This is a genomic window from Lutibacter oceani (genome assembly GCF_003384935.1).
GTDB classification, from domain to species: domain Bacteria; phylum Bacteroidota; class Bacteroidia; order Flavobacteriales; family Flavobacteriaceae; genus Lutibacter; species Lutibacter oceani.
On the sequence record NZ_QTTQ01000012.1, the window covers coordinates 193,158 to 205,089 of the forward strand.

An 11,932-nucleotide genomic window follows, 5' to 3' on the forward strand; every position below is an offset into this window, starting at 1 on the left:
TTTGCAAATGTATGAATAAATATTCATTCATTTATTATTTTAAATAAAAAATAACTAAAAATAATTGCTGTGGAATAATAAATAAGTAATTTTATACAATGAATTTACCTTATATTGAATCAAAAGAATTCACTGGAATTGATTACAATTTAGAGGCTTTTACAAAAGCTGAATATGACAATTGTACATTTATAAATTGCAATTTTTCTAACTTAGATCTATCTAACTATCAGTTTGTTGAATGTTCATTTATAGATTGTAATTTAAGCCTCTGTATTCTAAAAAATACCGGTTTAAAAGAATTACATTTTGAAAAATGCAAAATGGTAGGAATTAATTTTAACGAAGTTGACCCTTTTTTACTTCAATTAAAATTTACCAATTGCCAGTTAAACTTAGCTTCATTTTATAAATTAAAACTGAAAAATAGTGTATTCAAAAATTGTAGTTTAAATGAAACTGATTTTAATGAAACCGATTTAACAAATGCTTTATTTAACAACTGCGATTTTAAATTAGCAATTTTCGATAAAACTATTTTGGAAAAGGCCGATTTAAGTTCCTCTTTCCACTACGCTATTGATCCAGAAAAAAACAACATTAAAAAAGCAAAGTTTTCTAAAGAAGGTTTGGCTGGTTTATTAGAAAAACATCAACTTATAATAACCTAAATATGAGCACAACACATTTCAATCAAAAAGCAAAAGACTGGGATAAAGATCTTGAGAAAACAGCTAGAGCAAAACTTATTGCAGATGAAATGGTACAAATAATTAAACCAAATAAGGACTTAAATGCATTAGAATTTGGTTGTGGCACCGGTTTATTAAGTTTTGAGTTGCAAAATTATTTTAAAGAAATTACGTTGATTGATTATTCTGAAGGAATGATTAATGTGTTGAAAGAAAAAATTGAACAACAAAAAATAAAAAACTTCAAACCTTTATTAATTGACTTGATTAAAAATCCTTCAAAAATTGAAAAAACAGATGTAATTTATACGCTAATGACATTACATCATATTTATAATATTGAAGAAATATCCTCCATTTTTTATTCGTTACTAAACAGAAATGGTTATTTATGTATTGCTGATTTAGTTGAAGAAGATGGCACATTTCACCCAAAAGAACAAAACTTTGATGGTCACTTTGGATTCAACAAAAAAAATCTTGAAACAACACTCAAAAAATGTGGATTTAAAACAATATCTTATTCAACTCCATATATTATTGAAAAGAAAAACACATTAAAAAAATACCCTATATTTTTATTAATTGCACAAAAAAATTAGTTTTAATCTATTTCAATTACTAATTCATCATATGCTAAAAATACATTTTTTGGCAATGTTTTTTCAACTTCAGAATGAAACCCTAAATGATGGCTAATATGTGTTAAATAAGTTTTTTCAGGTTGCAATTCATCAATTAATTCTAGGGCTTCTTCTATGTTTAAGTGAGAATGATGTGGCTTGTGACGAATTGCATTTATTATAAGTACTTCTAAATTTTTAAGTTTTTCTTTTTCAACCGTAGTTATTGTTTTAACATCTGTTAAATAAGCAACATTATTAAATCTATAACCAAATATTTTTAATTCACCGTGCATTACTTCAATAGGTACTACTTTTAAATTACCAATAATAAATGGTTCATTTTTTATTAGAACACTTTCAACTTTAGGAGCACCAGGATATTTATTAGTATCATTAAAAATATATTGAAACCTATAAGCTAAATTATCCAAAACTCTTTTTTGTGCATAAATGGGAACTGCCCCCAATTGAAAACAAAATGGTCTTAAATCATCTAAACCAGCAATATGATCGGCGTGTTCATGAGTAATTAAAACACCTTCTATTTTACGAACATTTGCCCTTAACATTTGATATCTAAAATCCGGACCACAATCAACAACATAAGTATAATTATCCCATTCAACTAAAATAGAAACACGTAAACGTTTATCCCTTTTATCCTTTGATAAACAAACCGGGTGCATACTTGCAATTACCGGTATACCTTGTGAAGTTCCAGTACCTAAAAATGTAATTTTCAAAATATAGATTTTTTATAAAAATACAGTTATTCTTTAAAAATTTAACATTTATAAAATTATTTATGGTATTAAATTTTTTACCAAACACATTAAAAAAAATGTTTTTACAACCCCATTTTTGTAATAATTATTACATAATTCATAATATATCCTATAATTATTATCAATCAATTAAAAAAATGATTTATGTCAACTTTTTTGCATAATTTATTTTCTAACTTTACTAAGTTTAAATTAAACATTTACAATGAAGTTACATCATCCTCAAGCACTTAACTTTTTTAATGTATTAATTGTTATTACAACTATTAAACGTGCTTGTAAGGTTTTTTATAATATGCATGCAAATAAAACTGGCTTTTTTGCTGGTTTTCTTTTTTATACTCAATCACTAAAATACATTCAAGTTAATAACCTGAATACTTTAAATATTTTTAATCACCTTTTAAAAAACATAAATAAATGAAAATAGGCATATTAAAAGAAACTCAAAAAGGAGAAAAACGCGTTGCTATTTCACCAAATATTGCCAAAATGCTAATTGAAAAAGGGTTTGAAGTTTTTGTTGAAGAAGATGCTGGATCTTCTTGTTCATTTAAAAATTCAGATTATAGTAAAGTTGGTGCACCTATTAGAAGCAAATCTGATATTTTTAAAAACTGTGACGTTTTAATTAAAATTAACCCTTTTGATAATGACGAAATAGAACAGTTAAAAAAAGGTCAAATTATAATGGCTCAACTATTTCATAAATCACATCCAAATGATATGAAATTGATTGCAGCACGAGGTGCAACCGCATTTTCTATGGATGCTATGCCACGTATTTCAAGAGCGCAAGATATGGATGTTTTAAGTTCTCAAAGTAATTTAGCTGGTTATAAGGCTGTTATTTTAGGTGCTTATGAAATGACCAAAATATTTCCATTAATGATGACTGCTGCCGGTACAATAACCCCTTCTAGAGTATTAGTTTATGGTGTTGGTGTTGCAGGTTTGCAAGCAATTGCAACTGCAAAAAGATTGGGAGCTGTTGTTGAAGCTACCGATATTAGACCAGAAACTAAAGAGCAGACAGAATCTCTTGGAGCTAAGTTTATATCTGTTGATAATACTGGAGAAGAAAAAGCAGAAGGCGGCTATGCAAAAGCAGCATCTGAAGATTATATTCGCAGACAAAAAGAGGCTGTGAATAAATCATTATTTCAAGCAGATTTAGTAATAACTACAGCAATGGTTCCTGGTAGAAAATCTCCAATTTTAATAACAGAAGATCAAATAAAACAAATGAAAAATGGTGCTGTTATAATTGATTTAGCAGCTGCTCAAGGAGGAAATGTTGAAATTAGCAAACTAAATAAAACTGTAATTAAACACGGTGTAAAAATAATTGGAACTACAATTTCACCAGAAAGTGTTTCAACAAATGCCAGTGATTTATATGGTAAAAACATGTTTAACTTTATAAAACATTTAACTAAAGACAATGAGTTTAAATGGGAATTAGATGAAGAAATTACAGATGAAACTTTAATAGTTTACAATGGTAAAATTAGAAAAAACGGAAAAACTGAATAAATATGACTGAATTTATAGATTTTATTAGCAATAACCTTCAAATGATATATATCGTAATCCTTATGATATTTGTTGGAGTTGAAGTAATAGGACATGTTCCTGCTGTATTGCATACACCTTTAATGTCAGGTGCAAATGCCATTCATGGAGTGGTTATTATTGGTGCAATACTAGTAATGTTAGGTGCAGAACCAGATAATATTTTAGCATTATCACTGGGTTTTGTAGCTGTACTACTTGGAACTTTAAACGTGGTTGGAGGATTTGTAGTTACCGATCGCATGTTAGAAATGTTTAAAAAGAAAAAATAATGGAATATATCTTTAGTCTTGAATTTATATATTTAATAGCTTCAGTAACCTATATCTTAGGTTTAAAAATGTTAGGGCACCCTGAAACAGCTAGAAAAGGAAATTTAATAGCTGCAGCGGGTATGACTTTGGCAATTATTGGTACAATCTTTTTATATCAAGGAGAAGTTTCCTCTATTATTTACATTTTAATTGGAATTGCAATTCTTATTGGAACTATTATTGGTTGGTTGGTTGCTAAAAAAGTTGGTATGACAAAAATGCCTGAATTAGTTTCCTTATTTAACGGTATGGGCGGTGCAAGTGCTGCTTTAATTGGCTTAATTGAATTTCATCATTATATTGGAGATCAACTTTCTATATTAACAATTATTGCAGGAATGATAATTGGTAGTGTTTCTTTTTCAGGAAGTATGATTGCTTGGGCAAAACTGAATGGAACTTTAAACAAACCAATTCGATTACCAAAATATAATATTTTAAATAATGTATTTTTATTAGCAATACTTGGTTTTGGTGCATTTATAATTATAAGTGGTTCAGATAGTTCATTATTTTTATACCTACTTTTCTTTGCAGCTTTAGCCTATGGAATCCTATTTGTTTTACCAATTGGTGGTGCAGATATGCCAGTAGTAATTTCATTATTAAATTCATTTACAGGGTTAGCAGCTGCATTTGGCGGTTTCTTGTATGGAAATATGGTAATGTTAACTGGGGGTATTTTAGTTGGTTCAGCAGGTACAATCTTAACCTTAGCAATGTGTAAAGCAATGAACAGACCGCTTTCAAATGTAATATTTGGGGCTTTTGGTGAAGGTAGTAAAGCTGTTGCAGGTGATGGAAATAAAGTACAAGGTAACATAAAGGAAGCTTCAGCAAGTGATGTTGCAATTTTAATGAATTACTCAAACAAAGTTATTATTGTGCCTGGTTATGGTTTAGCAGTTGCACAAGCACAACATATTATTCATGAATTAGAACAACTACTTGAAAGCAAAGGTATAGATGTAAAATATGCAATTCATCCTGTAGCTGGTCGTATGCCAGGACACATGAATGTTCTTTTGGCGGAAACAAATGTTGACTATGACAAATTGGTGGAAATGGAAGACATTAATCCTGAATTTAAAAGCACCGATGTTGTTTTTGTTGTAGGAGCTAATGATGTTGTTAACCCAGCTGCACATAACGATCCTGCAAGTCCAATTTACGGAATGCCAATTTTAGATGTTGAAAATGCAAAACATATTATTGTAAATAAACGTAGTATGAAACCTGGTTATGCCGGTATTGAAAATGAATTATTTTACAATCAAAAAACATCAATGCTATTTGGTGATGCTAAACAAGCTTTAACCAAATTAGTAGCAGAACTTAAAAATATGTAAAAACATAAATCATTATTTTTTGAAATAGGGTAAAATTAAACTTTTACCCTATTTTTTTTTGACGAAAATTATTTCTTACTTTTGCCAAAAAGAAAAAGTGAATGGCTTTAAAATTAAAAGGAGATAAAGAGATTAACCAAGTATTATCTAGTAAGGATAAAGCCTTAAAAGTTAATCTTAATAAGCATACTTATGGTACATTCGCTGAAATTGGTGCTGGACAAGAAACTGTGCGTCATTTTTTTAGAGCTGGTGGTGCTTCAGGAACTATAGCAAAAGCCATGAGTGCATATGATAAAGATTTTTCAGATGCAATTTATGGTATTGAAGAAGATGGACGTTATGTAACTGAAAATCGACTAAAAAAAATGCTTACTTATGAAATTGAAGTAATTGAAGAAAGATTAAGCAGAAAAACACACCCCGATAAAATTTTCTTTTCGTACGCAAACACCGTTACAACTATTGATTTTGTTAAGAAATTTAAAGGACACGGTTGGGTTGGTATTAAATTTCAATTAGACCCTTTAGAAGATTATAGCGAAATAGTTTTACACGTTAGATTTAAAGAAACCGATGCAAAATTACAACAAGAAACATTAGGTATTCTTGGTGTAAACCTTATTTATGGTGCATTCTATTTAAATGATAAGCCAAAAGAATTATTAAAATCACTTTACGATAACTTACATCAGATTCAGTTAGAAATTGATATGATTAATTTTGCTGGACCTCGTTTTTCTTATGTAGATAATAGGTTAATGAGCTTGCTTTTAGTAAGAAATGGAATGACCAATGCAGTAATGTTTGGGCCTGACGGAAATAATTTATTACCTGCACAACAATTATATAAAGCAAATATTTTAGCGCTAAGAGGTAGTTTTAGACCTGTTACCAAAGTAAATATGGACATGTATAAATTGGCGCAACAAATGTTTTTAAATGAAAGTAAAGTTAAAGAAGAAAATGCTAAAATAATTTTTGAAATAACTTTAACAAATTTAAGTGCTGAAGGAGAAATTGATGAAAGGGACTTTTTAGATAGAGCAGAATTACTATGTTCTCTTGGTCAAAATGTAATGATTACCAATTTCCAAGAATATTATAAATTAGTTGAATACTTCTCTGAATTTACAAAAGAACGTATTGCATTGGCAATGGGTGTATATAGTTTTGTTCAAATTTTTGATGAAAAATATTACAGAAATTTAAGTGGTGGAATTTTAGAAGCATTTGGTAAATTATTCTTTAAAGATCTAAAAGTTTACTTATACCCTCTTAAAGATGAGCGCACTGGTGAAATTAAAACTAGTGAAAATCTTAAAGTTCATCCACGTATGAAAGAGCTTTACAAATTCTTTAAATACAATGGTAAAGTTATTGATATTGTAGATTTTAACCCTGAAATTTTAGAAGTATTCTCCAGAAAAGTATTAGACATGATTGCTAATGGAGTTCACGGCTGGGAAGAAATGCTCCCAAAAGGAATTGCTGAAACAATTAAAGATGAAAGATTATTTGGTTACTCAAGAAGAAAGTTCTTAAAAAAATAATTTTTTTGGTCATCAATTAAACCTTTCTTAATTTTAATCGTCTAATTACAAATATTAGTAAGTGAATGACGATAAATTATTAGTTGCTCAACTAAAAAATAAAAAAACGCAAGAACAGGCTTTTAGAAGTTTAATGTCTTTATACAAAGAACGTTTGTATTGGCATATCCGTAAAATTGTTTACCTGCATGATGATGCTGATGACGTACTGCAAAATACCTTTATAAAAGTTTTTAAAAATATTCATAACTTTAAAGAAGATAGTAAGTTATATTCTTGGATGTATCGCATTGCAACAAACGAAGCAATCACTTTTATAAATAAAAAGGCAGCAAAACAACAGGTTGATTTAACTGAACTACAACTAAATACAGTAAATAATTTAACTAATGATTTAGATTACACAGGTGATGAAATTCAATTAAAATTACAAAAAGCTATTGTAAGTTTACCCCATAAACAACAACTCGTTTTTAATATGAAATATTTTGATGAAATGAAGTATGCTGAAATGTCAGAAATTTTGGAAACCTCAGTTGGAGCTTTAAAAGCTTCTTATTTTCATGCTGTTAAAAAGATTGAAGAATTCTTAAAAACGCATTAAACCTTAATATCTAAAGTAAGTCTAATAATTAGAAATGAATAAAAATGAATTACATAATATAGCACCAATATTAAGTGAACTATCACTAAGAGAATCTGGATTTAAAGTTCCCGAAAATTATTTTAATTCTATTGAAAATGCTGTTTTTGCTGAAATATTAGCTTCAAAAATAAATGCTGAAAAGCCTAATTTTAATACTCCTGAAAATTACTTTAATACTTTTGAAGACTTAGTTATTGCTAAACTTAAAACTCAATCTTTACAGTTAGAGAATAATAATAATAATAATAATAATAATAATAATAATAATAATAATAATAATAATACAGTTCCTGAAAATTACTTTAATTCTTTAGAAGACAAGGTTATAGATAAAATAAATTCTAAACCTAAGGTAATATCACTTAAAAAAATAACAAAATATATTGCACCTATAGCAATTGCAGCATCATTTTTAATCATTTTTTTAATAAATAAAAATTCAGCTAATATCACTTTTGAATCCATAGATTCTTCAGAAATTGAAGAATTTATTGATCTTGGTAATATTGATTATGACGCAGAAAGTTTAGCCATTATTTTTCCTAATGTTGAATTAGATGATACTAATTTTATTTCATCATTATCAGATAGTGATGTTTTAGAATACTTAAATGAAAATAATTTGGAAGAATTGTTTTATGAAAATTAAATTTTACAAAATGAAGAAATTACTTATTATAACAACTTTAATTTTACTTGCATCGAGTTCTGTTTTTGCACAAAAAATGAATAGACAAAGAGTAAAATTATTAAAAACAGCATTTATTTCAGAAGCCATTGATTTGAAACCAAGTGAAGCTGAAAAATTTTGGCCAGTATTTAATTTATATTCAGATCAACTTCAAAATTTAAAATTTAAAATTGAAAGGGGAATGTTTCAAGAAATTCAATTAGCTGGTGGGATTGATGAAATTTCTGAAACTAAAGCTCAGGAATTATTAAATCAATTTGTTAATTTAGAAAAGGATATTTCTGAAACAAAAATTAAAATGATTGATGAACTTTCAAAAATTATTTCAGCACGTCAAATTGTAAAACTTCAAAAAGCTGAAAGAGATTTTAATAAAAGAATATTACAAGAATATGGCAGAAGAAACAGGAATGGTCAATAAAAAAGGGAGCAAATTGCTCCCTTTTTTATTATTTATACATTTTTTCTCTTAGTTCCTTAATTTTTGGATCTTCTAAATATTCATCAAAACTTGTATATCTGTCTATGACACCATTTGGTGTAATTTCAATAACTCTATTAGCTACAGTTTGAGCAAATTCGTGATCATGAGTACTAAATATAACCGTTCCTTTAAAATTACTTAAAGAGTTATTAAAAGCCTGTATAGTTTCTAAATCTAAATGGTTTGTTGGTTCATCTAACATTAAAACATTAGCTCTCATCATCATCATTCTACTCATCATACACCTAACTTTTTCTCCTCCAGAAAGCACATTACATTTTTTCAACGCCTCTTCCCCACTAAAAATCATTTTACCTAAAAATCCTCTTAAGTAAACTTCTTCTCTTTCTTCTTCAGTTTTTGCGTATTGACGTAACCAATCCACCAAATTTAAATTTGAATCGGTAAAAAACTCTGAATTATCTAATGGCAAATAAGATTGTGTAGTGGTGACACCCCACTGAAATTTACCACTATCAGCTTGTATATGATCATTCAAAATTTCGTAAAAAGCAGTAACTGCCCTAGAGTTTTTTGAAATCAATGCCACCTTATCTCCTCTATTTAAATTAAAGTGTATATCATTAAACAATATTTCTTCTTCTGTAGCTTTTGATAAATGCTCTACGTTTAGAATTTGATCTCCAGCTTCTCTTTCACGCTCAAAAATAATTGCAGGGTATCTTCTACTTGAAGGTTTTATTTCATCAACATTTAATCGTTCAATCATTTTTTTACGACTGGTTGCTTGTTTAGATTTTGCAACATTAGCTGAAAATCTACGAATAAATTCTTCTAATTCCTTCTTTTTATCTTCAGCCTTTTTACTTTGTTGAGCTCTTTGCTTTGCTGCTAATTGACTTGATTCATACCAAAAAGAATAGTTCCCCGAATAATGTGTTATTTTTCCAAAATCTATATCTGAAACGTGTGTACAAACTGCATCTAAAAAGTGACGGTCATGCGAAACCACAATTACCGTATTATCGTAATTTGCTAAAAAGTTTTCTAACCAACCAATAGTTTCAAAATCCAAATCGTTGGTTGGCTCATCCATAATTAAAACATCTGGATTTCCAAATAAAGCCTGAGCCAGCAATACTCTAACTTTAGATTTACCATCTAAATCAGCCATTAATGTATAATGCATATCTTCCTTTATTCCTAAAGAAGATAATAACGTAGCTGCTTCACTTTCTGCATTCCAACCACCCATTTCTTCAAATTCAGCACCTAGTTCACCAGCTTTTACACCATCAGCTTCAGAAAAATCTTCTTTAGCATAAATAGCATCCATTTCGTTTTTTATTTCATACAACTTTTTATTTCCCATCATTACTGTATCTAATACAGGGAATTCATCAAAAGCATAGTGATCCTGAGATAAAACAGACATACGTTTACCTGGCTCTAAATGAACTTGACCAGATGTAGGCTCAATTACACCTGAAATAATTTTTAAAAATGTTGATTTACCTGACCCATTTGCGCCAATTATTCCATAACAATTACCAATTGTAAATTTTGTGTTTACCTCATCAAACAAAACACGTTTACCGAATTGGACAGATAAATTTGATACTGAAAGCATTATATTTTAATTTTTTTAAATTGCGCTGCAAAAGTAATAAAATAGATTTACTAAAAGATATTTAATTCAACGTAAATAGTTTTATTAAAAAATTATGAAATTCATTTTTATATTTAACATCTCATTAACAAGCAAAACATAAAGTTGTATGTACTTTTGTTTGAATTCAATCTCAATGAAACACATTTTAGGTGCCATATTATTAATTTTAACTGTTGGTTGTAATACAACTAATAAGAGCAATGCTTTAACTTATTTTGGGGGGCAAATTATTAATCCAAGAACCAACTTTGTGCTTTTATTAAAGGATGATAAAGTAATAGACACCTTATCATTGCAAAACAATAATAAATTTATTGCATCTTATAAATCATTTTCAGAAGGCTTATATACTTTTAAACACGGCAACGAATTTCAATATATTTATATAGAACCAGCAGATAGTGTTTTAGTTAGGTTAAACACATGGGATTTTGATGAATCGCTTGTATTTAATGGAAAAGGAAGTAGTAAAAATGAATTTTTAATTAATTTATTTTTACAAAATGAAAAAGAAGAACAAGCAATGTATCAGTATTTTAATTTAAATGAAAAGGATTTTCAATTTAAAATAGATTCACTAGCTGTAGAAAGAGAAAATATTTACAATGATTTTTCCCAAAATGAAGTAAATATTACTGAAGGTTTTAAAAAATTAACAAATACAGCAATACATTTTCCATTGTATAGGTTAAAGGAAATTTATCCTTATTATTATAAAAAAGCACATAACTTATCTAAGTTTCCTGAAATTTCTAAAGATTTTTACAATTTCAGAAATAATATTAATTTAAATGAAAATAACCTGCTTTCATTTTATCCTTACAGAAATTATGTAATTAATTATTTATATAATGTTAGTTACCAAATTAAAGAAAAGGATAGTACAAAAAACAACATAACTGTAAACATTCTAAATGCTATTGTTGAAAATGTAAAGCTTGAAGAATTTAAAAACACCTTATTAAAAGGTATTGTTGTTGAGGATTTTTTAAAGAGTGAGTCTACATGTTCAATTAATAACGAAACATTAAATATTTTTTTAGCTAACTGTACTGATAAAGAATATGTTACACAGGTTAAAAATTTAGTGAACGACAGTAAATTTGTATTAAATAATGAGTTGCTTCCAGATTTTAAAATTGAAACTTTTTCTGACGAAGTACTAAGCATTAATGAAATTGCTAAAAATAATAATACCGTAATTTACTTTTGGTCTACAGAATATATGTCTTTAGATTACTTAACAAAAAGAATAAAATATTTAGAAAAAAATTATCCAAATATCTTATTTATTGGTATAAATACTCAACCTGAGGCTCAAAGTATACCAAGCAAAACTAATTTTTCTAACCTCAAAAAACAATTTAAATTAACAAAAGATAGTTATGCTCACCAATTTTTAACAAGCACCTATCCAAGAACTATAATGGTAAATAAAAATGGTATTGTTACCAACGGATTTACCTATTTAGACTCCAAAAAATTTAGTTCAGAATTAAGCAAATTAGAAAAAAACTAATTTTTATCCTGTTACTATAAATATAAGTGTACCTTTGCACGATTTTTAACCGGTTTATAGATGGG

12 protein-coding genes are annotated in these 11,932 nt (G+C 27.9%); 10 read left to right on the forward strand and 2 right to left on the reverse strand.

Going from position 1 to position 11,932, the window contains the following annotated elements:
- The first annotated feature begins 98 nt into the window (after positions 1-98).
- Both BX611_RS13775 and BX611_RS13780 read left to right on the forward strand, forming a co-directional pair.
- Positions 99-671, forward strand: coding sequence for a pentapeptide repeat-containing protein (locus BX611_RS13775; RefSeq protein ID WP_115882373.1), 573 nt, complete (start codon positions 99-101; stop codon positions 669-671).
- Between the two features lie 2 nt (positions 672-673).
- Positions 674-1,294, forward strand: a complete 621-nt coding sequence (locus tag BX611_RS13780; protein ID WP_115882375.1) for a class I SAM-dependent DNA methyltransferase — start codon at positions 674-676, stop codon at positions 1,292-1,294.
- Positions 1,295-1,296: 2 nt separating this feature from the next.
- On the opposite strand, the gene BX611_RS13785 is transcribed toward BX611_RS13780, so the two are convergent.
- Positions 1,297-2,061 carry an MBL fold metallo-hydrolase gene (locus BX611_RS13785; RefSeq protein ID WP_115882377.1) on the reverse strand — a complete coding sequence of 255 codons (765 nt, stop codon included), beginning with the start codon at positions 2,059-2,061 and terminating at the stop codon, positions 1,297-1,299.
- Positions 2,062-2,523: 462 nt separating this feature from the next.
- On the opposite strand from BX611_RS13785, the gene BX611_RS13795 reads away from it, so the two are divergent.
- From BX611_RS13795 to BX611_RS13825, 7 genes are all read left to right on the forward strand, one after another.
- The gene (locus BX611_RS13795) at positions 2,524-3,639 is read left to right on the forward strand and encodes a Re/Si-specific NAD(P)(+) transhydrogenase subunit alpha (protein WP_115882381.1); all 1,116 of its coding nucleotides are present in this window, start codon (positions 2,524-2,526) and stop codon (positions 3,637-3,639) included.
- A 2-nt stretch (positions 3,640-3,641) separates the two neighbouring features.
- Positions 3,642-3,950: an NAD(P) transhydrogenase subunit alpha gene (locus BX611_RS13800; RefSeq protein WP_115882383.1), complete on the forward strand. Its 309-nt coding sequence runs from the start codon at positions 3,642-3,644 to the stop codon at positions 3,948-3,950.
- The gene (locus BX611_RS13805) at positions 3,950-5,341 is read left to right on the forward strand and encodes an NAD(P)(+) transhydrogenase (Re/Si-specific) subunit beta (protein WP_115882385.1); all 1,392 of its coding nucleotides are present in this window, start codon (positions 3,950-3,952) and stop codon (positions 5,339-5,341) included. Before BX611_RS13800 ends, BX611_RS13805 begins: the two co-directional genes overlap by 1 nt.
- 101 nt (positions 5,342-5,442) lie before the next feature.
- A complete protein-coding gene (locus BX611_RS13810; RefSeq protein WP_115882387.1) occupies positions 5,443-6,894 on the forward strand; it encodes a TonB-dependent receptor in 1,452 nt (483 codons plus the stop codon).
- 61 nt (positions 6,895-6,955) lie between these two features.
- Positions 6,956-7,498, forward strand: a complete 543-nt coding sequence (locus BX611_RS13815; RefSeq protein ID WP_240324988.1) for an RNA polymerase sigma factor — start codon at positions 6,956-6,958, stop codon at positions 7,496-7,498.
- A 34-nt stretch (positions 7,499-7,532) separates the two neighbouring features.
- Entirely contained in the window at positions 7,533-8,189 is a 657-nt protein-coding gene (locus tag BX611_RS13820; RefSeq protein WP_115882389.1) for a hypothetical protein, read from the forward strand.
- Between the two features lie 10 nt (positions 8,190-8,199).
- Positions 8,200-8,652, forward strand: a complete 453-nt coding sequence (locus BX611_RS13825; RefSeq protein WP_147296430.1) for a hypothetical protein — start codon at positions 8,200-8,202, stop codon at positions 8,650-8,652.
- Between the two features lie 28 nt (positions 8,653-8,680).
- On the opposite strand, the gene BX611_RS13830 is transcribed toward BX611_RS13825, so the two are convergent.
- Positions 8,681-10,306, reverse strand: coding sequence for an ABC-F family ATP-binding cassette domain-containing protein (locus BX611_RS13830; RefSeq protein WP_115882394.1), 1,626 nt, complete (start codon positions 10,304-10,306; stop codon positions 8,681-8,683).
- Positions 10,307-10,481: 175 nt separating this feature from the next.
- On the opposite strand from BX611_RS13830, the gene BX611_RS13835 reads away from it, so the two are divergent.
- Positions 10,482-11,867, forward strand: a complete 1,386-nt coding sequence (locus tag BX611_RS13835) for a TlpA family protein disulfide reductase (RefSeq protein ID WP_115882396.1) — start codon at positions 10,482-10,484, stop codon at positions 11,865-11,867.
- The last annotated feature ends 65 nt before the right edge of the window (positions 11,868-11,932 follow it).